Source organism: Pseudomonas sp. C32 (assembly GCF_030417915.1).
Classification (GTDB): Bacteria; Pseudomonadota; Gammaproteobacteria; order Pseudomonadales; family Pseudomonadaceae; genus Aquipseudomonas.
Genome location: NZ_JAUHUK010000001.1, coordinates 1 through 23,754, shown reverse-complemented (window position 1 = coordinate 23,754; position 23,754 = coordinate 1). Strand labels below are relative to the sequence as shown.

Below are 23,754 nucleotides of genomic sequence, written 5' to 3'. Positions count from 1 at the left end.
TTTTTTTCAAACACAGATCGCATTGGTAAACACCAACCGATTTCCAAACGGATCACTGATGGTCATGTCCTGGCTTCCCCAGGGCATGGCCTGAATCTGCGGATGCGCAAATTTGTATTCCTTGGCCAGCAACTGCTGCTGGAAGGCTTCCAGCTCATCGGTCTCGATGCGCAATGCCGAACCCGGCGAGCAGTCGCCGTGGTGCTCGGACAGATGCAGCACGCAATCGCCACGGGAAACCTGCAAGTACAGCGGGAAGTTGGCCTCGAAGCGGTGCTGCCAGTCGATTTTGAAACCCAGGAAGTCGACGTAGAACTCCACGGCCTTGGCTTCATCGAAAATACGCAGGATCGGAGTGGTTTTACCGAAACTCATCGGGTTGCTCCCAGACAATGAAAGACCTGTAGGAGCGAGCTTGCTCGCGAGGGTCGTTAACGATGACGCGTGTCTACTGGGTAAACGCTGCGCTCTTTTGTCCATCGCGAGCAAGCTTGCTCCTAAAAAATACGTAACCAAACAGCAATGGTAGCGGGCTTGATATCAGTCCTTCGGCCCGAAAATGTCATTCTTTAACATCGAAGTGCCACCATTGTGACGCACCGCTCAACCGTCACCGGAACCCTTCGCGCAAATCCCCTTCCCGCGCCAGGAACCGCCCTGCCCTGCGACCGTTGGCCTGACCGTCACGGTAACTCAAAACACCGTTGACCCACACGCCTTCGATGCCTTGCGCCGCACGTTGCGGATCATTGAAATCCGCGACATCACGAACCGTCGCCGGGTCGAACAACACCAGGTCTGCCCAATAACCTTCGCGGATCTCGCCTCGCGCTTTCAAACCGAATCGCGCCGCCGACAACCCGGTCATCTTGTGCACGGCGGTGTGCAGAGGGAACAGTCCTACGTCGCGGCTGAAATGTCCGAGCACCCGAGGGAATGCGCCCCACAATCGCGGGTGCGGGAACGGGTCTTCCGGCAAGCCGTCGGAACCGACCATCGATAACGGATGCGCGAGGATTCGTCGCACATCCGCCTCGTCCATTCCGTAGTACACCGCGCCAGCCGGTTGCAATTGGCGAGCGGTATCGAGCAGCGACAGGTTCCATTGCGCAGCGATGTCCACCAGGTCGCGCCCACCCATTTCCGGGTGCGGCGTGGACCAGGTGATGGTGATGCGATGGGCCTCGGTGACTTGCTTGAGATCCAGCGTCGAGGAGCTCGCCGCATAGGGATAACAGTCGCAGCCCACCGGATGGGTTTTCGCCGCCTCGTCCAGAGACGCCAGCAGTTGCGGACTGCGTCCCCAGTTACCGGCGCCGGCACATTTGAGGTGGGAAATGATCACCGGGGATTTTGCGTGACGGCCAATCTGGAACGCTTCGTCCATGGCCTCCAGCACCGGCTCGAATTCGCTGCGCAAGTGCGTGGTGTACACCGCGCCGAACGCCGTCAGTTCTTCGGTCAGTTGCATCACTTCGTCAGTGGTAGCCGAGAAGGCGCTGGCGTAGGCAAGACCGGTGGACAGGCCCAAAGCACCCGCCTCCAGACTCGCGCGCAGCTGTAAGCGCATCGCGGTGATTTCATCGGCGCTGGCGGTACGGAACAGGTCATCGAGGTGATTGCTGCGCAACGCGGTATGACCGACCAGCGCGGCAACGTTCAACGTGGTGTTCGCCATTTCGACCGCTGCGCGATAGTCGCGGAACGTCGGGTAAACAAACGCCGCAGCCGTGCCGAGCAGGTTCATCGGGTCCGGCGGATCGCCACGCAGACTGACCGGCGATGCGCTGATTCCGCAGTTGCCGACAATCACCGTGGTCACGCCCTGGCTGAGCTTGGGCAGCATCTGCGGTTGACGGATGACCACCGTGTCGTCGTGGGTGTGTACGTCAATGAAACCCGGCGCCAGCACATGGCCCGCCGCATCGAATTCTTCCTCGACGCACGCATCTTGCAAATCGCCAATACGCTCGATATGACCGTTCGCAATGGCCACGTCGGCGCGATAGCCGGGGCTGTTGCTGCCGTCGATGATCAGGGCGTTGCGAATCAGCGTGTCGTACTGCATGTCAGTCTCCCGGCGGCAAGTGATCGTCGCCGCCGCAATAATCGTCGAGGGCGAGTTTGATCCGCCGCAGACGCTCTTGGTTGTCTTCAGGACTGGCCCTGATTTGCTTTAGTCGTGATTCACCCGGGCGCGTTTCAACAGCTTCTTGCAGCGCTCAGACAAGCCCAGCACCCGCAGGTGTTTACCGGCCTTGTTGTAGCGTTCGCGCAGGGTGTCCAGAGCGGCAATGGCCGAGTAGTCGACGAAGCTCAGGTGACGGCAATCGAGCGTCACTTGCGCGGGATCGTTGGCCGGGTCGAACTGGTTGAGAAAGGGTGTCGTCGAGGCGAAGAACAGCGTGCCATGGAGGCGGTAAAGCTTGCTGCCGTCGTTTTCCAGATGACTGTCGGCGTACAGCTGCCGGGCCTGCTGCCAGGCAAAGTTCAGCGCCGCGATGATGATCCCGCAGAGCACCGCTGTGGCCAGATCAGTGAACACGGTGACCACCGTTACCGCGATGATCACCAGCACATCGTTCAGCGGCACTTTGTTCAGCACTCGCAACGACGCCCAGGCAAATGTCTGCTGCGACACCACGAACATCACCCCGACCAGCGCAGCGAGAGGAATGCGTTCGATCAGCGGCGACAGAAACAGAATAAACAGCAGGATCGACACCCCGGCCACCACGCCGGACAAACGCCCGCGACCACCGGAACTGAGGTTGATCACGGTCTGGCCGATCATGGCGCAACCGCCCATGCCGCCAAACACCCCGGACACCATGTTCGCCGCACCGAGCGCCACGCACTCGCGGTCCGGATAGCCGCGGCTCTCGGTGACTTCGTCGGTGAGGTTCAGGGTCAGCAGGGTTTCCAGCAAGCCGACCAGCGCCATCAGGATCGCGTAAGGCGCGATGATGCGCAGGGTTTCCAGGGTCCACGGAATGTCCGGCAGCGCCAGCATCGGCAAGCCACCGGCAATGTGCGCCATGTCACCCAGGGTGCGGGTCGGCAGGCCGAGCAGATAGACCGCCAGCCCCACGCCGAGAATCGCCACCAAGGCCGGCGGCACCGTGCGGGTCAGGCGCGGCAGTACGTAGACAATGGCCATGGTCACGGCAACCAGGCCGAGCATCATGTACAGCGGTGTTCCGCTCAGCCAGGTCTCACCGTCCTTGAAGTGTTCCAGTTGCGCCAGCGCAATGATGATCGCCAGGCCGTTGACGAAACCGAGCATCACCGGATGCGGCACCATGCGCACCAGTTTGCCGAGCTTGAGCAACCCGAACGCCATCATGATCAAACCGCCGAGCAGAACGGTAGCCAGCAGGTACTGGACACCGTGCTGCACCACCAGCGCGACGATCACCACCGCCATCGACCCGGCCGCGCCGGACACCATGCCCGGCCGCCCGCCGAACAGCGCGGTCAGCGTGCAAATGATGAACGCACCGTAAAGCCCCATCAGCGGATTGAGATGGGCCACCAGCGCGAAGGCGATGCATTCGGGCAACAGGGCAAAAGAGGTGGTGAGCCCGGCCAGGACATCGGCGCGTAGACGTTTTGGTTTCATGGAAGACCGCATGCAGGAAGTCGCGAAAAGAGTGTGCGGATGTTACGGAATCGTGGGCGACCCGGCCAGTTGTTGAGACCCTGGAAACGCCATCGCGAGCAAGCTCGCTCCTACAAAGAACGCGAGTTCCTGTGTGTGGCTTGCCCGCGATGAACGATGACGCGGTCTCAAGCGAAAGTAAAATCAACCACTGAAATCTGCCGACGCATACGCCGCCAATTTGCCCTGAATAAAGTCCAGGAAACACTGAATCCTCAGCGCCAGTTGCGAGTTGCGGTAATACACCGCGTTGATCGGCTGGCGATAACCGCTGTTGAACTCGGCCAACAACACTTTCAGCCGCCCGGCACGTATGTCCTCGATGGTCATGAAGTGCGAAAGACTGGCGATGCCCTGCCCCTCCAGAACGAGATGACGAATGGTCTCGCCGCTGGAGGCACTGAGCGATGTCTGGATCGGCCAGCGATCGCCATGCACATGTCGCAGCGGCCATTGATTCAAGCCTTCGTTCTGGGTGAAGCCCAGCAGTGTATGTTCGGCAAGCTCCGCCACCGCTGTCGGTGTGCCGTGTTTTTCCAGATAGGCCGGGCTGGCGACGATGTGCAGCGGACTGCAACCCAGGGATCTGGCGTGCAACGTGGAATCGGTCAGGGTGCCGATGCGGATGGCGATGTCGGTGCTTTGCTCCAGCAGATCGATGATCAGGTCGTTGCTGTTGAGTTCGAGCTGGATGTCCGGGTAGAGGCGGCGGAACTCATCGACGTAAGGCACGATGGCGTGAAGCATGAACGGCGAAGCGGCGTTGATCCGCAAGCGCCCGGACGGTGTTTGCTGGCGTGAAGTCAGGCGTTCTTCGAGTTCGTCCATCTGATCGAGAATCCGCTTGGCATGCTCGAAGAAATACTTGCCCTCCTCGGTCAGGTCCATGCGTCGCGTGGTGCGGTTGATCAGCGTGGTGTCGAGCTTGGCCTCCAGCCGCGAGAGCGTGCGGCTGACGGCCGAAGGTGTTTGCCCAACCTGCTCCGCCGCCGCAGAAATCGATCCGCACTCAATCACGCAGACGAAAATCTGCAACTCATCGGATCTGGCTTTCACGTGTGTCCTCTTTTCCGGATCGGCAAGATCGCAGCCTTCGGCAGCGCCTACAGGGCTGCGCTGAAGGCTGCGATCTTTTCAGCCGTTGTACCGGATAGTAGCCGAGTGTCAGGCCTTGAGACCAAACACCTCGGTCAAATGCTGCTCGTAGCGAACCACATCGGCTTCGATGTTCGGGCGTTTCATCACATCGACACACAGGAATGTCGGCAAACGGGTCATGCCCAGAAATTCGTTGGCCTTGTGAAACGGGAAGTACACCGCATCCACACCCTTGGCTTCGAAGAAGTCGGACGGGTCGTCGAAGGCTTGTTGCGGTGCGTTCCAGGTCAGCGACAGCATGTATTGCTTGCCGTGGATCAGGCCACCGCTGCCGTACTTCTGCGAAGCATCCGAACGGGTGCGGCCGTCACTCGCATAAAGGCTGCCGTGACCTTCGGTGAAGACTTCATCGATGTATTTCTTCACGGTCCATGGCGCGCCCATCCACCAGCCTGGCATTTGGTAAATGATCACATCGGCCCAGAGGAATTTCGCCACTTCTTCGGCGATGTCGTAGCCCTCGTCGATGAACGTGGTCTTGATATCCATTCCGCCACGGTCCAGCACGCTCAACGCCGCTTCGTGCAGGGTGGTGTTGTAGCGGCCATCGGAGTGGGCGAACTTTTTACCGCCATTGAGCAACAGGACTTTTTTCATGAGGGATCTCGGGAAGAGTTGAATTCGATGGCGGCAGAATATCGATCCGACTCACGCGGAATAAGCACCCGGCCCGCAAAACTCATTTGACCAATACGCACGAATCAATCATCAATTATTGACTTAGAATTTGGTCAATTCTGAATTCAAGGTGATTTTCTGATGAGTGAAATCCAAGGCTTCATCCTGCACGCCAAGACCCGCCCGGAAAAATCCGACGCCTTTGAAGCGTTTTTCAGTCGTCATGTAGAAGCGAGTCGCGCCGAGCCCGGCTGCATCGAATACCACATGCTGCGGGACAAACAGGACCCGTCGCTGTTCATCTTTTATGAGATCTGGCAATCCCAGGCCCATCTCGATGTGCACTCGAATCTGCCGCACATGAAGCAGTTTCTCGATCAGCGCGATGAGTACCTGGAACGGGACTTCGAGATCCGCGCCATCGAAATGATCAGCCCGTCATCCGCTAGCCGCTGATCAGCAAATGGCCGCCAAGCACACCAAGGCCAATAAAGAACACGCGCTTGAACAACACGGCGCTGATCCGCTGGCGCAGCGATTGCCCCAGCCACATGCCGAGCATCGCCGGGATCAGCGCCAGCATTGACGCACTCAACTCGCCGCCACCGAGTTCGCCGCGCCATAACAGCCCGCCCGCGAGGGCAAGGGTCGAGACGGTGAACGACAGGCCGAGCGCCTGCACCAGCTCATCCTTGCTCAATCCCAACGCTTGCAGATACGGCACCGCCGGAATCACGAACACGCCCGTGGCCGAAGTGATGGCGCCGGTCAGCACGCCACACAGCGGGCCGAGCCAGCGCTCATTTCGAGCGCTGACACGCAAAGTCGGCAGGAACAATCCGCTCAACGCATAGAGCAACAACGCCGCGCCCAATCCCCGCACCACCCAATGTCCACCGACCATGCCGATCCACAAGGTGCCTGCCCCGGTGCCGATGAAGATCGCCAGCAACATCGGCCACAACCGTTTGATCAGCCCCGGCAAATGCCCGCCGAATGCCAGTTGCCAGACGTTGGTCAAGGTTGCGGGAATGATCAACAACGCCGCAGCCTGCGACGGCGCCATAGCCAGACCGAGCAAGCCCATGGCGATGGTCGGCAGGCCGAGACCGATAACGCCCTTGACCATGCCGGCCAGCAGGAAAGTCGCGACCACCAGCAGTGACAGGGCCAGACCGAGGTTTTGGTAGAACGATGCGAAGGTATTCATGGGCCAATGATGAGCCCGGCCGGGACGGTTGAAAATCTGCCATATACTGAGGCTGCCTCTTGTTTTTAAAGAAGCTGGAATACTATTGCGGCTTCTGACGTCTTCGCCGGCAAGCCAGCTCCTACATTTGATCGCCTCGCCCTGTAGGCGCTGGCTTGCCAGCGAAGGTGCCGATCCGTCCAACAACGATCCCGAGGTTGCCAATGCACTTCGACCTGACCGACCTGCGTCTTTATCTGCACATCCTCGACACCGGCAACATCACCGCCGGCGCCGTCCGCAGTCATTTATCCCTGGCGGCGGCCAGTGCGCGGATCCGGTCGATGGAAGCATCGCTGGGCATCGAATTTCTCGAGCGCAATCGACGCGGCGTCAGTCCGACGCCGGCCGGTAAAGCCCTGGCGCAACACGCTCGGGTTTTGCTGCAACAGGCCGAACGCATGCAACAGGAACTGGCCGAATACGCCAAGGGTGTCAAAGGCCAGGTTCGATTGCTGTGCAACACCACCGCGATCACCGAATACCTGCCGGAGCTGCTCGCGGATTTCCTGCGCGACCATCCCAACCTCGACATCGACCTGCAAGAGCTGCCCAGCACACGCATCACCCACGCCTTGCGCCAGGGTGCGGCGGACCTCGGCATTGTCTCGGACGCGGTAGACACCCATGACTTGCAGACCCGCCCGTTTCGCGACGATCCACTGGTGCTGATCATGCCCCGGGATCATCCACTCGCAAACGCCGCCCGCCTGAGTTTCGCCAATACGCTGCATCACGACTACATCGGCCTGAACGCCAACAGTGCGCTGGCCGTGTACCTGGAGGAACAGGCCCTGCACACCGGGTTGCGCATGCAGATCCGCATCCGTACAGACGGGTTCGAAGGGATCATGCGCATGGTCGCAAGAGGCGCCGGGCTTGGGATCGTGCCGGTTGCAGCCCTCGAACGCTGGGGCGATGAAACTTCGCTCAAGCAAATGGCCCTGCAAGAGCCTTGGGCGCAGCGAAAACTTCTGCTCTGCGCACGAGACTTCACGACGCTTCCTCCATACGCCAAGGCATTGCTGGATGTCCTGACACTGCGTGGAACACAGGCTCACTGCGTTTCTGGATAGCTCAGTGTCGAGCACAGACAACTGCTGGCCAGACCGGCGCTATAGGGTGCGACTTCAGTTCCAGCACCCACTGCCTCGGAGTCATCATGACCGCACCGATTACCGTTCTTCGCGATACCCATCCATTGCCCGTACTCGACGCCTGCAAATGGGAAAAGCTCGAAGGTGACCCGCACACCGTCAACCTCAATGCCTACACCAGCGAAGACGGCAGCAAGATCATGGGCACCTGGATCTGCACGCCGGGCAAGTGGTACGTGGAATACGTGAAGTGGGAGTACTGCCATTTCCAGGAAGGCTACTGCATCATCACCCCGGAAGGCATGGCACCGATTCATCTGCGCGCCGGCGATATTTTCGTCGTCGAGCCCGGAATGAAAGGCACGTGGGAAGTGATGGAAACCGTGCGCAAATATTTCGTGTTTGCCTGATACAAAAAAACCGGGAAATCACCCGACGTGATTTCCCGGTCAGTATCTTTGGATACATGCTCTCTCTGTAAGAGTGAGCTTGTGTGGCGAGGGGGCTTGCCCCCGTTCGGCTGCGAAGCAGTCGTATCATCAGCAACCGCGATTCACCTGAAACACCGCATTGACCCTACTGGGGTCCGCTTCGCGAACCAACGGGGGCAAGCCCCCTCGCCACAACAGCCCTTACTGCATTCAATGAATCGCTTTACTGCGGCTTGCGATACCCGTTGATGATCGCCGAGAAGTCCTGCCCTCCCTCCCCGCGCAAGCTCATCGCCTGATACAACTGCTGCGCCACTGCGCCGAGCACCACCGGTTGGTGCGCCTGTCGTGCAGCTTCGGTCGCCAGCCCCAGATCCTTGAGCATCAGTTCAGCACCGAACCCACCGGTATAGCCGCGCGAAGCAGGCGCTGTTTCGACGATGCCCGGCCACGGGTTATACATTTCCGAACTCCAGCACCGCCCGGTGGAACTGTTGATGATCCCCGCCAGCACCTTGGTGTCGATGCCCAATGCATCGCCAAGCGCCATGGCTTCGCTGACGCCGACCATGGAAATCCCCAGCAGCAGGTTGTTGCAGATTTTAGCGATTTGCCCGGTGCCGACTTCCCCACAATGGACGATGTTGCGGCCCATTTGTGCGAGTACCGGTTGCAGCGTGGCGAACAGTTCCGGGGTGGCGCCGACCATGAAGGTCAACGTCCCGGCCGCCGCACCACCCGTACCACCGGAAACCGGTGCATCGGCCATGGCCACCCCCTGTTTGGCAGCGGCAGCGGCCACATCGCGTGCAGTCTGCGGATCGATGGTGCTGCAATCCACGGCCGGCACGCCGTTGCCGATACCCGCGAGCACACCGTCCTCACCCAACCACACGCTGCGCACATGCACCGCAGCCGGCAGCATGGTGATCACCAGTTCCGCGCCTTCTGCCGCTTCCCGGGCCGACGCGCTGATGCTGCCGCCCAGTTGCTCAAGCTCTGCCAGCACGGTTTTGTTCAGGTCGACCATACGCAGTGCGTGGCCAGCCTTGATCAGGTTGCGCGCCATCGGCGCGCCCATGTTGCCGAGACCGATAAAAGCGATTTTCATGTTCGGCTCCTCAACGCAAATTGATGGTGGTGTTCACACCGTCGTTGACGCTGTCATCGTCGAACCAGCGGCTGGTGACGGTCTTGGTCTGAGTGTAGAACTGCACCACTTGCTTGCCATACGGACCGAGGTCGCCCAGCTTGGAACCACGGGAACCGGTGAAGCTGAAGAACGGCACCGGCACCGGAATCGGGATGTTGATGCCAACCTGGCCGACGTCGATTTCGTTCTGGAATTTTCGCGCCGCTGCACCGCTCTGGGTGAACAGGCCCGTGCCGTTGCCGAACGGGTTGGCGTTGACCAGGGCGATGGCCTCGTCGAGGGTGTTCACTTCCAGCACCACCAGCACCGGGCCGAAGATTTCCTGGGTGTAGATCTGCATGTCGGTGGTCACGCCGGAGAACAAGGTCGGGCCGACAAAGTTGCCCTTCTCGTAACCGGGAACCGAGATCTCGCGACCGTCCAGCTCCAGTTTGGCGCCTTCCTTGATGCCGCTTTCGATCAGATCAAGAATCCGCGCCTTGGCCTTTTTCGAGATCACCGGACCGACGTCGGTGCCCGCCTCGTTGCCCGCATTCACTTTGAGTTTCTGCGCCAGCGCTTTCAGATCAGGCAGCCATTGTTTGGCCGCACCGACCAACACCACCACCGAAGTGGCCATGCAACGCTGACCGGCAGCACCAAAACCGGCGCCCACCAGTGCATTCAGCGCTTGCTCGCGGTTGGCGTCCGGCAGCACCACGGCGTGGTTCTTGGCGCCCATCATCGACTGCACGCGCTTGCCATGTTTACCAGCCAGGTCGTAGACGTGCGTGCCGACCGCAGTCGAACCAACGAACGAAACAGCCTTGATGTCCTTGTGGGTGCAGAGTCCGTCCACCACGTCTTTGCCACCGTGCACGACATTGAGCACACCGGCCGGAATGCCGGCTTCAATCGCCAGCTCCACCAGCAGCATGGTCGACATCGGGTCCTGTTCGGACGGTTTGAGTACGAAGGTGTTGCCGCAAGCGATGGCCATCGGGAACATCCACAACGGAATCATCGCCGGGAAGTTGAACGGCGTGATGCCGGCACACACACCGATCGGCTGGCGCAGGGTATAGGTATCAACGCCACCGGCGACGTTTTCAGCGAACTCGCCCATTTGCAGGCTACCAATGGAGCAAGCGTGCTCGACCACTTCCAGGCCACGAAAAATGTCGCCTTCAGCGTCGGCAATGGTCTTGCCCTGTTCGGCGCTCAGCACCACGGCGATGCGCTTGGAGTGCTCGCGAATCAGCGCCTGGAGCTTGAGCATGATGCGCATCCGCGCGCCGATGGGCGTCAGCTTCCAGGTCTGGAAGGCGCGATGGGCGGCGCTGATGGCTGCGTCGACTTCTTCAGCGGTGGCAAACGGCACTTTGGCCAGAACTTGCTGGGTCGCCGGGTTGATGATGTCGTGCCACTCGGTGGATTTGGACTCGACCCACTCGCCGTCGATCAGCAGTTTGACCTTTTGCACGGTGGTGTCGTTGGGCGTGAGCGATACGTTCATGTGGGTCTCCTGGACGTTGTTGTTATCAGGGGAGCCAAGGCGAGAAAGTCGCCTTGAGATGAGGCGTGTGCCGTGAATTGGTTAACGGACTGTTTTTGGAGTATAGATGTGCAAACTTCTAATAAGAACGCACATAAAAACCGGTCCAACATGCAAAAAAACATCACCTCCCTCGGTTCGCTGAACTGGGATGACCTCAAGTTTTTTCTGGAAGTCGCCCGCACCCGCAAGGCCAGCACGGCTGCCAAGCGCCTGGCGGTCGACTACACCACCGTGTCGCGGCGCATCAGTTCGCTGGAAACCGCACTGGGCACGTTGCTGTTCGAGAAATCCCGGACCAGCGGCTTCGTCCTGACCGCTGAAGGCCAGCGGTTGATGGGGTATGCGGAGTCGATTGAAAGCACCCTGCACATGGCGTGCGAGCAGGTTTCCGGGTCTGGCGTGGCGCTATCGGGTCATGTGCGCATGGGCTGCACCGAAGGCTTCGGCACGTTTTTCATCACACCGCAGCTGAGCCACTTCATCGACACTTACCCGGCGATTTCGGTGGATATCCTGCCGTTGCCGCACTTCATCAGCCTGTCCAAGCGCGAAGCCGACATCGTCATTGCCCTGGAGCGCCCGGAGCATGGCCCATACGTCTGCTGCAAACTGTGCGACTACCGATTGCAGCTGTACGCGACCCAGGACTATCTGGACAACCACCCACCGATCCGCCGCCCGGCAGACTTGGGGAAACATTCATTCATCAGTTATGTCGACGACCTGGCGTTCAGCTCGGAGCTGCTGTATCTGGCCAACGTAGTGCCCAGTGCCAGCGCCAACCTGCGCAGCACCAGCGTGATCGCGCAGTTCGTGGCGGCGCAGCAAGGGCGCTCATTGGCGATCCTGCCGTGCTTCCTCGCCGCTCAGGATCCGCGCTTGCTACCGGTGTTGCCGCAGGAGATCAACATCACTCGACAGTTCTGGATGTACTGCCGCGAAGACCTGCGCAAGCTCAAGCGGATCACCCTGCTGTGGGATTACATCAGGGAGGTGACGGAGCAGAATCAGGGTCTGTTGATGGGTGAGAGTCGGGCGATGTTGTTCGCCGATTAGTCAGTCGGCGCTCACCACGATCGCTACCCGACGGTTTTCGGTGCGACCGGTCGCGGTGGTATTGGTGGCCACGGGCTCGCTGCTGCCCAGACCGCGCAGCTGGATGTTTTCCTGCTTCATGCCGACCGTGTTCAAGACCTTGGCAACGCTTTTCGCACGGCGCAAAGAAAGCTGTTCGTTGTAGGCCTCTTTACCCGACGCATCGGTGTGACCGTCGACACGCACGCGGTCGATACCCACGCCGAGCAGCGCCTTGCCAATGCGCTCGACGATTTCGCTGCTCTGCCGGTTCAGGCTGTCATCGTCGCTGCCAAACAATACTTTGCCGGACAACCCAAACTCCCAGCCATCATCGGTCAACTCGAAACCTTGCTGCTTGAGCACTGCGACTTGCGCCGGGGTCAGGCCTTTTTGCGGGGCTGTCTGGCATCCGGTCAGGCTGAACAACGCCATCAGCAGAGTCACGGTAACGAAACGCAGGGAACGCTGGGTAAAAGTGAACACGAAAAGTTAGCTCCTGTTTTGAACATCGGCGGCAGGGTACTCCGACCCTACCGTGTACTGTGCGCCTCGGGAGAGGCGTTTGGCCTGGTACATGGCACTGTCGGCAGCGCTGAGTAACGCACCGGGTGTCGTTCCATGATCGGGGTAAACGGCGACGCCGATACTGAGTGAGGTCAGCACTTGTGCATCCCCCGGCACCAGAATCGGTATCTCCATGCTGGCGAGAATCTTGTCGGCAATCCGTTCGGCATCTTCGGTTTTGTAAAGCGGCGTCAGCAGCACGGCAAACTCATCGCCGCCCAAACGCGCCACCAGATCCTCTTCACGCAGCTGCGCGCGAATCCTGTTGGCCACAGCCATCAGCACCGCATCGCCCGCCGCGTGGCCGAAGTTGTCGTTGATTTCCTTGAACCGGTCGCTGTCCAGGAACAGCACTGCAACGCGCTCGCCAAGCTTGTTGGCGTTACGTAACGCGCGCATCAGGCGGCCCTCGAAAAATGCCCGGTTGGGCAGCCCGGTAAGACTGTCATGACTGGCCTGGTGCGCCAGGGATTCGTTTTCGCTTTGCAGGTGCGACTGCCAGGCTTCGAGCTCATCCAGCAGGGCATTGAAGTCATTACCGAAGTCGTCGAGTTCGACAATGTCCGCCGGTGGCACGCGTCGATCGAACGCTCGCTCGCTGCGAGCGGCATGGGCGACAGCGGCCAGGTTGCGCAATGGCTTGGTGATCCCGCGAAGCTGTCGGCGCGCCAGAAACAGCGCAACCCAGGCACTGATAGCCGTGCATAACACGATGCCCATCAAGCCGCTGAGCAGGAAACGCATCAGGCTGCCACCGTGCCCAGTGAGCACGATGCTGCCGATTTCTCGCCCCTGATGGAGGATCGGCATGTTGATGGGTTCTTCCAGAAAGGTTTTGGCAATGTGCAGTTCGAGCCTGGACAGCAAGCCGGTGTCCGGTCGCTGCCAGCGCGCCAGCAATTGGCCCTGCTGATCAAACACCTGGGCGTCTGCCACTTCTTCGGTGGACGCAATCAACGCCAACGCTTCGGTGGCCGCCGCTTCATCGTTGAACACCACCGCGGCTTCCACGGTGTAATTGATCGACCGTGCGATCAGATGCAGGTTGTGATCGGCATAGACCCGCAGAGCCAAAACGCCGAGCAATGTCATAGAAACGCTGGCCATGGCAACGCCCACCAGGGCCACGATCAAATTGCCGCGGCCGATGACCGAACGCAAAGTTGGGCGACCGCCCGGTTTAAGTAGGTTCATGGCGCCGCCGGCTTGCGGCGTGACAGTTGCAGCACGCTCGGATGAATGCGCACACCACTGCGGGCAACGGAGTCGAGATTGACCTCGAAAGAAACCTGTTCATCACTGACCCGCAGACAAAACAGGCTACCGACGGTGCAAGGGTCATCGCTTTCACTGATGCTCAGTACGGGGTGCCCGATCAGTGCTGCAAACAGTCGGGTGCGCTCCTCGGCGGTCAACTTGCCGACGTACACCGCATCACAGCCGCTGGCAATCGAGGGGTTGTCGGCCAACAGCCGTTGCACCGACACCGGTCGACCGGTCGCCTGGGTCGTACCTTTGACCAGGTCGTCGGTGTATTCGGTAGGTCCCACCAGGCACAAACGCAGCAGCACAGGCTCGACGGGCCAACGGGCGTAACTGAGAATGCCAAGCACCACCTGAGTGACCGCTTTGGCGCGTTGATCCGCCATGCTCACCGGGGTTTGCGATTGCGCGGACACAACGTTGGCCATCAGGCAAAGAAGAATGGCAAGCAGCGCTTTTCTACCGCCAACGACGCGCTCTGTCGTCCAGACAGCCACCTTCATGCAGGGATACTCTTTGACCGGAGCGAAATGATGCCGCAACGATAGCACAGCGGCGAAACGCCAGCGAGGCCACGGACTACGGCACTTTGGCCAACTTCCTACGACCCTCCGCCAAATTTCACCCTGCGGCTTCGATGTTTTCCTTCAGCTCCAGCATCAATCCGCTCAAGCGTTTGACCTTGCGCCGTACCGCTTCTTCAAATACCCCTGCCCGCGGTTCGATCAAGGTAAACCAGTCTTTGGCACGGGTTATCCCGGTGTAGACAAGCTCCTTGGTCAGTACCGGGTTCAACGCATCGGGAAGAATCAATGCGGTATGCGCAAATTCCGACCCCTGGGATTTGTGCACGGTCATGGCGTAGACGGTTTCCACATCATTGAGTCGACTTGGCAGCACAAAACGCACACCGCCCTGCCCGTCGTTACGGGGAAAGGCCACCCGCAGGACATGCTTGCCGGCTTGAGAGCCTTCGCGTTCTGGCAGTTTGAGCGCAATGCCGATGTCGCCGTTCATCAAGCCCAGACCGTAATCGTTGCGCGTCATCAGCACGGGTCGTCCCTCGTACCACTGCTGGTCGCTGTCAATCAGCCGCGCCTTCAGCAACGCCGCGGTCACTCGCTGGTTCAACCCTTCCACACCCCACGGCCCTTTGCGCACAGCGCACAACAACTGGAAGGCGTCGAAGGCCTGCAGGACCTGTCTAGCCCACTCGGTCCAGCACGAATCTTCAAGCGGTCTATCGAGTGGTGGTCGTTGATTGCGCAGCAGGCTCAAGTAATGGCGATAACCTTGTGGTCCCTCACCATGACCTTCGAGCAACAAGCGCTCCAGCGCGCGATCCTGTTCATTCTTGAGGGACAGGCAAAACACATCGTCGTGGCTGCGTACCGCCAACAATCTGCGGGCTTCCTCGGGCTGCTGTTGGTTGACCCATCGGGCCAACTGGCCAATACCGCTGCCCTCACCGAATCGCCGCGAGTGCCGCAGCATGACCACTTGCTGAGCCAATGGATGGGTGCCTTGGCTATCTTCCTGCAACCCGCTGGTCTCCAGGCTTTCACCGCTGGCGGCCTCGAGCCACTGACGCGTCTGCGGGCTGTACCATCCGGCTTCGGCGTCGCGACACAGATCCCCGAGAACGGCACCCGCCTCCACCGACGCCAACTGATCCTTGTCACCCAGCAGCACAAGGCGAGCATGAGGCGGCAACGCGTCGAGCAGGTTGGCCATCATTTCCAGGTCGATCATCGATGCTTCGTCCACCACCAATACGTCCAGCGGCAAACGATTAGCCGCGTGATGCCGGAAATGCCGCGTCCCGGGACGGCTGCCCAACAGGCGGTGAACGGTGGTGACGTCGGACGGGATTTTATTGCGTACGGCTTCCGTGACCTTCAGCGTCCTGACTTGCTGGCTGATGGACTCGGTGAGGCGCGCTGCCGCTTTACCGGTCGGAGCGGCGAGGCGAATACGCAGCGGCTTTCCAGCCTCCACGGCAGGTGCCTGAAGCAGTGCCAGCAAGCGCACGACTGTCGTGGTTTTACCCGTTCCCGGACCACCGGTAACGATACTGAAGGCGCCGCGAGTCGCCAGTGCGCAGGCCAGCTTTTGCCAGTCGATGACCTCACCGGGCCTGGCCGGACCGAACAGCTCGGTGAGCCGCTGCAACAAGTCACTCGGTGTAGCTTCATGCGCGGCCAGACGTTCGCGCAACGAATTGTCGATACGCCGTTCGTAGGCCCAATAGCGGCGCAGATACAAGCGTTTGCCTGACAGCACCAAGGGCCGATGCTGCACCGCTTCACGCTCGTCAGCCGCCAATGCAACCAGACCGCTGGACGCCAGCACTTTGCACCAATGGGCACCGTCCACCGCTTCCAGCAACTGCGACGGCAGCAACATCACGCCACTCTGCTGATCACCTTCCGGAGGCAGCGACAGGGCGAAGTCCGGCTCCTTGAGTGTCTCGAACAAATCAAGGCAAACGTGGCCGTGACCCAACTGGTGGCTGGTCAACGCAGCCGCCAGTAACACCAAAGGATCATCTGCTGGCGCCAGCTCATGAAGAAAGGACACGAAGGCCTTGTCCAGCGCCCGCAGCCAGCCACGTTCGACCCAACGCGTCAGCAATCTCAACAAGTCGTCGGCGCGCTCCAACGGTTTGAGATCCGTGAGGCTGTCGGTAACCGTCAGCACGTCGGCGAAGGTACGGCTCATAGCAATACTCCTTGTTCCCAGGCGGGTTCGACCCTGGGCTGCGGTTTACCCTGGAACAGACGGTCCAGTTGCTCGATCAGCTCCCTTGGCGGCCGGGCGAAGTACGCACCCTGGCTGGGCGCCCGCGTACCCCGCAGGAACAGATACAGCGCACCTCCGACATGCCGGTCGTAGTCGTAATCGGCAAGCCTGGCTTTGAGTTGGCGGTGCAGCGCCAGAAGGTACAACACGTATTGCAGGTCATAGCGGTTGTCGAGAATCGACTGCTCCATCGCCTGCTCGGTATAGGCCGCATCGTCGACGCCGAGCCAGTTGGATTTGTAATCGGCGACGTAATAGCGGCCGTCATGCTCGAAAGTAAGGTCGATGAATCCCTTGAACATGCCGTTAAGCAAAACCGGTTCGGCCGCCACACGGGCCACGCCGTTTTGGGTGTATTGGCAGACCAGTGCATCGAGTTTGAGCACGTCGACTTTGTGGCTGGCAAACCAGAATTCCATTTCGACCTGGTACTGACTCAACGCTTCGAATATCACGGGCGCCTGCCCGCTACCGACAGGCAGCGGGGACTTGAGCAGATGCTGCAGCCAGTCACTGAGCGTGGTTATCCAGCCCTCCCAGCCCCGGCGGTTACAGCGACGGGCAATGGCCTCTTCCACGGCTTTGGGCGTGGCAGCGAAACCTTCGTTGCCGGCCCACTCAAGCAAACCGTGGAGAAAAGTACCGGGGTTCGGCCCCCGCGGGAATCGATGGATATCGGCACCACCCGCGATCATTTCCCGTGGTGCCTGTGGATCGAGACGTTCGTCGTCGAAGAGTTTCTGGGCCTGCGGGCTCTCAGGCGCTTCATCGCTGCCGATGCTCAGACTGTCACCAATACGCAACGCGCTGTAGGAGGCGATCCACCAGTTTTCACTGGCCTTGCGTTGTGGAATCAGCGGAGCCAGCAACGCCGCAGTGTTCTGCGGCGGGTGGTAAAGCTCGGCACTGGCTTCTGGCATGTCACTGCAGCCTATCGCGGGGCAACCCTGCTGCAGGTCGCGCAGCCAGACGCTCAGCCCCGCCGATTCACCCAGAGAAGACCCGCCGCCCAATAGATAACCCAATGCCGACAGATGCAGCACCGAACTGTTGTTATTGCCGCGTTTGAGATCGGTCACGCCGAGCCAACAGGCATGTTGCGCCCGGGTCAAGGCCACATAGAGCAAACGCAGATCTTCCGCCAGACGTTCGTCGTCGGCCAGGGCGATCAACTCGGGCGTCGGTTTCAACGTCACTTGAGCCTTACCCGTCGCGTCGTGGTAATGCAACGGCAGACGGCTGCCATCCACCGGCTTCGCCGAACAAATGAACGGCAGAAACACCAAGGGATATTCAAGCCCTTTGGACTTGTGAATGGTCACGACCTTGACCAGTTGCTCGTCGCTCTCCAGACGCAGGATCTGCTCTTCACCGGCCTGCCCGGACAACGCCAGATGCTCGGATAAATGTCGGATCAGCGCTTGCTCGCCATCCAGTTCGGCGGCGGCCTGTTGCAGCAGCTCGGACAGGTGCAACAGATTGGTCAGTACCCGTTCGCCATCGCTGCGGGCAATCAACGCCTGGGGCAGCCGGAAGTCGTGCAGCAAGCGGCGAAGCATTGGCAAGACGCCCTGCTTGCGCCACAGCTCGCGATAGCTGCGGAACTGCATGACCCGCGCTTCCCAGGCCAGCTCGTCCTGGTTCAGCTGTTCCAATTCTGCCAGCGACAGGTTCAACGTGATGCTGGCCAATGCGGCCCGCAGCGGTCGCTCGACATCCGGCTCGGCACAGGCTTTGAGCCAGGTCAGGACGTCGTGGGCTTCCTGCGCGGCGAACACTGAATCCTTGTCCGACAGATAAACACTGCGCACGCCTCGGGCCGCGAGTTCAGCGCGCACGGCCTGCGCCTCCTTGCCATCGCGGACGAGGATCGCGATGTCCGCGGGCATCAGGCCTTTGAATTCGTTGTCGCGCAGGAAGCCCGCTCGACCTTGTTGTCCACCGTTGAGCAATGCTGTGATTTCACTGGCACACGCCGCGGCCAGTTGCTGGCGGTACACCGCACCGGACAAGGGCTGTTCGGCAGGCAAGTGCCAGATATTCAGCGCCGGGACGGGTTGATGGTTGATCTGCAGAACTTCTTTGCGCCCCTGCGAATCGACCGGCAGGAACGGGACAGGGTTATCACCGTCTTTCTCGCGAAACAGAAAAGCTCCGCGCCCGGATTCGCGGCACTCGGCATATTCAAATACATGGTTCACGGCATCGACCATGCCGTGACTGGAACGGAAGTTGGTCCCTAATGTATGCAGGCGCCCGGTGGTTGCCTGACGGGCGCGAAGGTAGGTGTAGATGTCGGCACCGCGAAAAGCATAGATCGCCTGTTTCGGGTCGCCGATCAGGAACAGACCGCTTTCTGGATTGTTGTCCTCAATGCGGTAGATGCTTTCGAAGATCCGGTACTGCACCGGGTCGGTGTCCTGGAACTCGTCGATCAGCGCTACCGGGAACTGTTCGCGGATCAAGGTCGCCAGGCGCTCACCACCCTCAGACTGCAACGCGGCATCGAGGCGCAACAGCATGTCGTCGAAACCCATTTCCGCACGACGACGTTTTTCCTCCTCGAAGCGCGCACCGACCCAATGGGCAGCGTGTTGCAACACCACGGCATCGGGCGTCGGCAAACTGTCGAGACAGGCTTTCAGACCCGGCATGGCGTCCAGGCCTGGATGATTGGGCGCGTCTCCCTTCTTCCAGGCTTCAGCCATACCGTCAGGTGTGAGGCGCGTGAAACCGGTACCGATGTCCAGTTGCTCAACGGCTTCGTCTCCAGCCCAGGCTTTGATTTTTTCAAACCAGGGTTCGAAGTAGCGGGCCTGCATCTTGCGGCCGTCGACACTTTTACTGGCAACCCCTTCGTGACAGATCGCCAGCAGCTCGTCGGCCCACTGACACCAGGGTTGCTTGAGCTCAAGCAAAGCGGCTCGCCGCTCTTGTAAACATTCGCTGATCAACTCTGCGGGCTCTTTACCGGGGAGGGTCTCCCGCTCGCTGGCAAACAATCCGCGAATTCGCGGTAGCAAAGCAGCGGGCCCGCCCCAATTGCCGCGTACCCAGTTCAGCGCATCGCCTTGCATGGGGTAGCAAAACAATCGCCAATAGTCGCGCAACACTTCACCGAGCAGATCGCTGTGATCGGTTTCCAGGGTCTGGGTGAACAGGCTGCCACTGTCGAACGCGTGCTCACGCAACATGCGCTGACACCAACTGTGAATGGTCGAGACCGCTGCTTCGTCCATCCATTGCGCGGCGATATCCAGGCGATTTGCACATCCGGCCCACTGCTCGGCCGGATACTGATCACGCAACTCGGCAATCAGTCCGTCCGGAGCGGGAGTTTCATCGCGGAAGAATCGAGCCGCTTCGGCCAGTCGTGTACGAATGCGCTCACGCAGCTCTTTGGTAGCGGCATCGGTAAAGGTCACAACGAGGATCTGCGGAGGCAACAGCTCACGCCCAAAACCGTCGGACTCCCCACCATGGCCGAGGACCAGGCGCAGGTACAGCGCTGAAATCGTGAAGGTCTTGCCGGTCCCTGCGCTGGCTTCGATCAACTGGCTGCCGCGCAGCGGGAATGCCAGGGCCAGAGGTATTTTGGTGGTCATGGGCGGACCTCCGCGCTGGACAATGAACGCCAAGAGGCCTCAAGTAACGGTCGATACAGTGCATCGCACCAGTCGAAGAATGTTTCATCGGCGGTCAACGCATCGTAATCGGCAAACTGCCTTGCAAGCGCAATGCTCTCTCGTCGCTCCCCGTTGGTAGTCAGCCCATCCCCTTCATAGGCTTTTCGAGCGGCTGCTTCGGCTTTGACCGTATCGGTCTGCCCCAACCAGGCGAAGGCCGTTTTGACCGCAATCGGAAGTGGCTGACGCATACCCGATTGCCAGGCGAGCAACAGGTCTCCCAGAATTCGCTGTGCTGAATTCACGTCCATTGGCGCGAGCACCAGACTGTCATCGCTGGCCACCAACGCGGTGGTCATCGACAGACCGCTGGCGCAAGCGGCCAGATGATTGACCCACGGCCGGGTCAGGCGATGCCATTTGCGGGACTTGATCGAACCGATGCTGTTGGGGATTGTGGTCACCGACAGCAAACCACCGTCTGCCCGTTGATGCAGCCCACTGAGCCATCCCTCGATGCGCAACTCATGCAACTCCAGGCTCACCGGTAATGCGCTGGTCAGCGGCGTTGGCCATAGCGCCAGGAGCTGTTGATAACGTTGCAGCAAATCCGGCAACGGTTCGATCAACTCTCGCTGGAGGCATTCGCCAAAACCTGCCATGGGCAGCAATCCACTGTTCTGTAGACGCTGGGCTTGTAGTTGCAACGCCTGATCGGTGTCATCCAGATCGGCCATGGCGGCTTCAAGCAAACGGTCACTCAAGTTGTAGCGTTGCAAGGCATCAAGGACAAAGGGTTCTTCATCGGCCAGAGGCACTTCGGCAGCCTCGAAGTACACTTTCAGCCGCTGACTGAAGAAATGTCGCACCGGGTTGCGCAGGAAATCCTGCAACTGACCGAGCGTCAGCGGCTCATCCTGAATGTGGGCATCAAGCAACTCGATATCAGGTGTTTGCACAGTGATTTGATGCAGCACTTGCCACTCGTTGGCATAGCTGAACAGGTCATCGCCTTCGTGGAAATAACGGGCGCTAAATGGTTGCAGGGGATGTTCCTGAGTAATGGCTTCAAGCAGGTCTTCGTCGGACTTGGTGAGTCGCCAACCGCTTGCGAGATGATCCCGTAGCTGACCGATCAGCACTGACGCGGGGCGTTCGCTGTTGTCGCGAATGCTGCGTCCGACCCAACTGATGTAGAGCTGCTCACGTGCTGACAACAGAGCCTCCAGCAGCAAGTAACGGTCGTCTTCGCGTCGCGAGCGATCACCGGGACGGTAGTCGCTGCCCATGAGGTCGAAGTCCAGCGGCGGTTGTGCCCGCGGGTAGTCGCCATCATTCATGCCAAGCAAGCAGACCAATTTGAACGGAATCGCACGCATCGGCATCAGCGTGCAGAAATTCACCGCTCCCGCCAAAAAGCGTTGAGACAATCGCCCCTGATCAAGACCCGCAAGCCAGGCTTCGCGGACGACGGTCAGCGGCAGTTCGTCTTGCAGACCTACAGATTCACAACTCTCAAGCCACGCTTCGCGCAACGCTTCCAGCTGGGTCAGCAAATAGTCGTCGTGCTCGTTACTGGCCTGAAAGAAGAGTGACAGCAACGCCTGCAAGCGCAGGCTCCATTGCAGGGGCGATGCTGGCTGTGTCAGTTCCTGGTGAGCAACCTCCAGTGCATCCAGCAACGCAACCAATGGACCGATGAGCGCAGCATCCAGTCCGCCGATCTCGTCGTAGGGTTCGATTTCGCCACAGGCACTGCCGTTGCCGACCGCGTAACCGAGCAACATTCGCCGCAGACCGAAACGCCAACTGTTTTGCTCCAGCGCTGGCGGCAAACCAAGACCTGCGCGCTGTTGAGCATTTATGCCCCAACGAATGCCAGCGCCTTCGATCCAGCGGTGCAGCGTCGGCAGGTCACGTTCCTCTACGCCAAAGCGGGCGCGCAATGCCGGAACGTCCAGCAAATCGAGAATCTCGCTGACAGGAAAGCGACTGTCAGGCAGCTTGAGCAAGTGTTCGACAGCAATCAGTAACGGATCACGACCACGCTGCCCTTGGTCAGACAGTGTGAAAGGGATGAATCGCGGATCATGCCGCTCAAGCTGACCGAACACTGCACGAATATGCGGTGCGTAGCTGTCGATGTCGGGGACCATCACAATCACGTCACGAGGACGTAGCTGTGGATTTTCGCTGAAGCGCGCGAGCAACTGATCGTGAAGGATCTCTACTTCGCGTTGAGCGCTATGAGCGATGTGGAAACGGATCGACTCGTCCTCCTCCAGGCTCACTGCTGGCCATAGCTCGCGGGTTTCGTTCAGGGGGCGTAGTTCGAGGATGTCATCCTGCAACTGATTGAGCATATTCAGTGGCTGACTATCACTGAACAAATCGATCCTGCCGTCACGAAATGCCGAGCGATAGCTGTTGGGATCGTCATAGCTGTCGAGCAGATTGATGTAGTCACGCCCCTGCTTGCCCCATGCGGCCAATAGCGGATGGGCATGTTGATGAAGCGTTTGGGAGTCGAGTACGACCGGCATGCCACTCTTGCGCGCCTGTCGTTTGTATTGATGCCGTAACAGGTCTTTATCGGCGACGATGTCTGCCCAATGGTGACGACAGGGATTATGTACACACAGTAGAACCTGGCTGAATCGAGCCAGCCCGGCTAGAGCTTCAAGGGCTTGAGCGGGAAGAGAGGAAATACCAAAAACGATCACCCGCGAAGGCAACCCCGGTGGGGCAACCTCGAGGTTGTTGATGCGCTCGATGAACCGCTGATGGACGCCGGCACGGCTTTGCGCCATGCCCTCTTCACCAACATCCAATAGAAGTGCACGCCATAGCTCGGCCTGCCAGCAATTGGCCGCAGTCAGTGGCCTGGTTTCTCCTCTGCCACTGCGCAATTGGTGCCGACCTTCTGCCCAGTCTTCGAGCCAGTCGGCGCGGTACACCTGATACTGGTCGAACAAATCCGCCAGCCGTTCAGACAATTGATAGCGTTTTCGCAGATCGCTGTCATTGGTCAGGAAGCGCTGTAGCGGTTCGAAGTGTGGTTCATTGATCAACTGCGGAAGCAGGCGCATCAGACGCCAGGTCAGTGGCGTCTTATCAAGCAGGGACTTGACCGGAATTTCGTCACGACCCAGGACCATGCGATAGAGCTGCCACATGAAACTGCCGGGCAACTGCACATCGATGGCCGCGGCGATTCCGCAGCCACCCATATCGTCATCTTCAGCATCTTCAGCCAGTGCCAGTTTCAGCCATTGGGCGATGCCGTTGCTCTGCACCAGGGCGATTTCATTTTCCAGGGGGGCCAGCGGGTAACGCCGCATCCAGCTCACCACCAGGCTGCGTAACTCGTCCAGGCGGTTACCGTGAACCACCATAAAACCAGCACTGAGGGACGTTGCGTCCGGCATAAAGGCTTCCTTGGAAAATACAAACGCTAGGGCCGAACCTTAGCATTGTCGGGAGACGCTGACAGCGGGGACCTGTCCGTCATTGCTGTA

At 59.7% G+C, this 23,754-nt stretch carries 18 protein-coding genes and 1 pseudogene; 4 read left to right on the top strand and 15 right to left on the bottom strand.

The genetic code is table 11. The features are described 5' to 3' along the window. Positions 1 to 6: 6 nt before the first annotated feature. From QYH43_RS00095 to QYH43_RS00070, 6 genes and pseudogenes are all read right to left on the bottom strand, one after another. A complete protein-coding gene (locus QYH43_RS00095) occupies positions 7 to 375 on the bottom strand; it encodes a glyoxalase superfamily protein (RefSeq protein ID WP_095058347.1) in 369 nt (122 codons plus the stop codon). Between the two features lie 235 nt (positions 376 to 610). After that, a complete protein-coding gene (locus tag QYH43_RS00090) occupies positions 611 to 2,068 on the bottom strand; it encodes an amidohydrolase family protein (protein WP_095058346.1) in 1,458 nt (485 codons plus the stop codon). Position 2,069: 1 nt separating this feature from the next. Further along, a pseudogene (locus QYH43_RS00085) lies at positions 2,070 to 2,165 on the bottom strand (MurR/RpiR family transcriptional regulator); the annotation flags it as partial. An 11-nt stretch (positions 2,166 to 2,176) separates the two neighbouring features. Further along, positions 2,177 to 3,622 carry a SulP family inorganic anion transporter gene (locus tag QYH43_RS00080; protein ID WP_095058345.1) on the bottom strand — a complete coding sequence of 482 codons (1,446 nt, stop codon included), beginning with the start codon at positions 3,620 to 3,622 and terminating at the stop codon, positions 2,177 to 2,179. A gap of 183 nt (positions 3,623 to 3,805) precedes the next feature. Next, the gene (locus QYH43_RS00075; RefSeq protein WP_095058344.1) at positions 3,806 to 4,717 is read right to left on the bottom strand and encodes a LysR family transcriptional regulator; all 912 of its coding nucleotides are present in this window, start codon (positions 4,715 to 4,717) and stop codon (positions 3,806 to 3,808) included. 108 nt (positions 4,718 to 4,825) lie between these two features. Then, positions 4,826 to 5,416 (bottom strand): NAD(P)H-dependent oxidoreductase, encoded by a 591-nt coding sequence (locus QYH43_RS00070; protein ID WP_095058343.1) that lies wholly within the window; start codon positions 5,414 to 5,416, stop codon positions 4,826 to 4,828. 162 nt (positions 5,417 to 5,578) lie between these two features. Here QYH43_RS00070 and QYH43_RS00065 point away from each other — a divergent pair, with 162 nt between their 5' ends. After that, positions 5,579 to 5,893, top strand: a complete 315-nt coding sequence (locus QYH43_RS00065) for a putative quinol monooxygenase (RefSeq protein ID WP_095058342.1) — start codon at positions 5,579 to 5,581, stop codon at positions 5,891 to 5,893. Here QYH43_RS00065 and QYH43_RS00060 read toward each other — a convergent pair. Further along, positions 5,883 to 6,647, bottom strand: a complete 765-nt coding sequence (locus QYH43_RS00060; protein ID WP_095153013.1) for a sulfite exporter TauE/SafE family protein — start codon at positions 6,645 to 6,647, stop codon at positions 5,883 to 5,885. The genes QYH43_RS00065 and QYH43_RS00060 overlap by 11 nt on opposite strands. Before the next feature lie 203 nt (positions 6,648 to 6,850). Here QYH43_RS00060 and QYH43_RS00055 point away from each other — a divergent pair, with 203 nt between their 5' ends. After that, positions 6,851 to 7,762 (top strand): LysR substrate-binding domain-containing protein, encoded by a 912-nt coding sequence (locus QYH43_RS00055; RefSeq protein WP_095058340.1) that lies wholly within the window; start codon positions 6,851 to 6,853, stop codon positions 7,760 to 7,762. 86 nt (positions 7,763 to 7,848) lie between these two features. Further along, a complete protein-coding gene (locus QYH43_RS00050; RefSeq protein ID WP_095058339.1) occupies positions 7,849 to 8,193 on the top strand; it encodes a cupin domain-containing protein in 345 nt (114 codons plus the stop codon). 244 nt (positions 8,194 to 8,437) lie between these two features. On the opposite strand, the gene mmsB is transcribed toward QYH43_RS00050, so the two are convergent. Next, complete coding sequence (gene mmsB / locus QYH43_RS00045) at positions 8,438 to 9,325, bottom strand: 3-hydroxyisobutyrate dehydrogenase (RefSeq protein WP_095058338.1); 888 nt, start codon at positions 9,323 to 9,325, stop codon at positions 8,438 to 8,440. A gap of 10 nt (positions 9,326 to 9,335) precedes the next feature. Next, positions 9,336 to 10,862, bottom strand: coding sequence for a CoA-acylating methylmalonate-semialdehyde dehydrogenase (locus tag QYH43_RS00040; protein WP_095058337.1), 1,527 nt, complete (start codon positions 10,860 to 10,862; stop codon positions 9,336 to 9,338). Between the two features lie 150 nt (positions 10,863 to 11,012). Here QYH43_RS00040 and QYH43_RS00035 point away from each other — a divergent pair, with 150 nt between their 5' ends. Further along, positions 11,013 to 11,960 (top strand): LysR family transcriptional regulator, encoded by a 948-nt coding sequence (locus tag QYH43_RS00035; RefSeq protein WP_095058336.1) that lies wholly within the window; start codon positions 11,013 to 11,015, stop codon positions 11,958 to 11,960. Here the strand turns inward: QYH43_RS00035 and QYH43_RS00030 are convergent, their stop codons facing one another. The 6 genes from QYH43_RS00030 to recC form a co-directional block, all read right to left on the bottom strand. Next, positions 11,961 to 12,464 carry an OmpA family protein gene (locus QYH43_RS00030; RefSeq protein ID WP_256580337.1) on the bottom strand — a complete coding sequence of 168 codons (504 nt, stop codon included), beginning with the start codon at positions 12,462 to 12,464 and terminating at the stop codon, positions 11,961 to 11,963. A gap of 6 nt (positions 12,465 to 12,470) precedes the next feature. Further along, complete coding sequence (locus tag QYH43_RS00025; RefSeq protein ID WP_095058335.1) at positions 12,471 to 13,739, bottom strand: diguanylate cyclase; 1,269 nt, start codon at positions 13,737 to 13,739, stop codon at positions 12,471 to 12,473. Then, positions 13,736 to 14,311: a YfiR family protein gene (locus tag QYH43_RS00020; protein WP_095058334.1), complete on the bottom strand. Its 576-nt coding sequence runs from the start codon at positions 14,309 to 14,311 to the stop codon at positions 13,736 to 13,738. Before QYH43_RS00020 ends, QYH43_RS00025 begins: the two co-directional genes overlap by 4 nt. A gap of 118 nt (positions 14,312 to 14,429) precedes the next feature. Further along, positions 14,430 to 16,529: an exodeoxyribonuclease V subunit alpha gene (gene recD, locus QYH43_RS00015; RefSeq protein ID WP_095058333.1), complete on the bottom strand. Its 2,100-nt coding sequence runs from the start codon at positions 16,527 to 16,529 to the stop codon at positions 14,430 to 14,432. Further along, positions 16,526 to 20,215 (bottom strand): exodeoxyribonuclease V subunit beta, encoded by a 3,690-nt coding sequence (recB, locus tag QYH43_RS00010; RefSeq protein ID WP_301155846.1) that lies wholly within the window; start codon positions 20,213 to 20,215, stop codon positions 16,526 to 16,528. Before recB ends, recD begins: the two co-directional genes overlap by 4 nt. Then, positions 20,212 to 23,664, bottom strand: a complete 3,453-nt coding sequence (gene recC, locus QYH43_RS00005) for an exodeoxyribonuclease V subunit gamma (protein ID WP_095153024.1) — start codon at positions 23,662 to 23,664, stop codon at positions 20,212 to 20,214. Before recC ends, recB begins: the two co-directional genes overlap by 4 nt. Positions 23,665 to 23,754 lie beyond the last annotated feature (90 nt).

Bases quoted from the DNA above. Each gene is read 5' to 3' on its own strand.
- QYH43_RS00095 (WP_095058347.1), bottom strand. From the start codon at position 375: ATGAGTTTCGGTAAAACCACTCCGATCCTGCGTATTTTCGATGAAGCC.
- QYH43_RS00090 (WP_095058346.1), bottom strand. From the start codon at position 2,068: ATGCAGTACGACACGCTGATTCGCAACGCCCTGATCATCGACGGCAGC.
- QYH43_RS00080 (WP_095058345.1), bottom strand. From the start codon at position 3,622: ATGAAACCAAAACGTCTACGCGCCGATGTCCTGGCCGGGCTCACCACC.
- QYH43_RS00070 (WP_095058343.1), bottom strand. From the start codon at position 5,416: ATGAAAAAAGTCCTGTTGCTCAATGGCGGTAAAAAGTTCGCCCACTCC.
- QYH43_RS00065 (WP_095058342.1), top strand. From the start codon at position 5,579: ATGAGTGAAATCCAAGGCTTCATCCTGCACGCCAAGACCCGCCCGGAA.
- QYH43_RS00060 (WP_095153013.1), bottom strand. From the start codon at position 6,647: ATGAATACCTTCGCATCGTTCTACCAAAACCTCGGTCTGGCCCTGTCA.
- QYH43_RS00055 (WP_095058340.1), top strand. From the start codon at position 6,851: ATGCACTTCGACCTGACCGACCTGCGTCTTTATCTGCACATCCTCGAC.
- QYH43_RS00050 (WP_095058339.1), top strand. From the start codon at position 7,849: ATGACCGCACCGATTACCGTTCTTCGCGATACCCATCCATTGCCCGTA.
- mmsB (WP_095058338.1), bottom strand. From the start codon at position 9,325: ATGAAAATCGCTTTTATCGGTCTCGGCAACATGGGCGCGCCGATGGCG.
- QYH43_RS00040 (WP_095058337.1), bottom strand. From the start codon at position 10,862: ATGAACGTATCGCTCACGCCCAACGACACCACCGTGCAAAAGGTCAAA.
- QYH43_RS00035 (WP_095058336.1), top strand. From the start codon at position 11,013: ATGCAAAAAAACATCACCTCCCTCGGTTCGCTGAACTGGGATGACCTC.
- QYH43_RS00025 (WP_095058335.1), bottom strand. From the start codon at position 13,739: ATGAACCTACTTAAACCGGGCGGTCGCCCAACTTTGCGTTCGGTCATC.
- QYH43_RS00020 (WP_095058334.1), bottom strand. From the start codon at position 14,311: ATGAAGGTGGCTGTCTGGACGACAGAGCGCGTCGTTGGCGGTAGAAAA.
- recD (WP_095058333.1), bottom strand. From the start codon at position 16,529: ATGAGCCGTACCTTCGCCGACGTGCTGACGGTTACCGACAGCCTCACG.
- recB (WP_301155846.1), bottom strand. From the start codon at position 20,215: ATGACCACCAAAATACCTCTGGCCCTGGCATTCCCGCTGCGCGGCAGC.
- recC (WP_095153024.1), bottom strand. From the start codon at position 23,664: ATGCCGGACGCAACGTCCCTCAGTGCTGGTTTTATGGTGGTTCACGGT.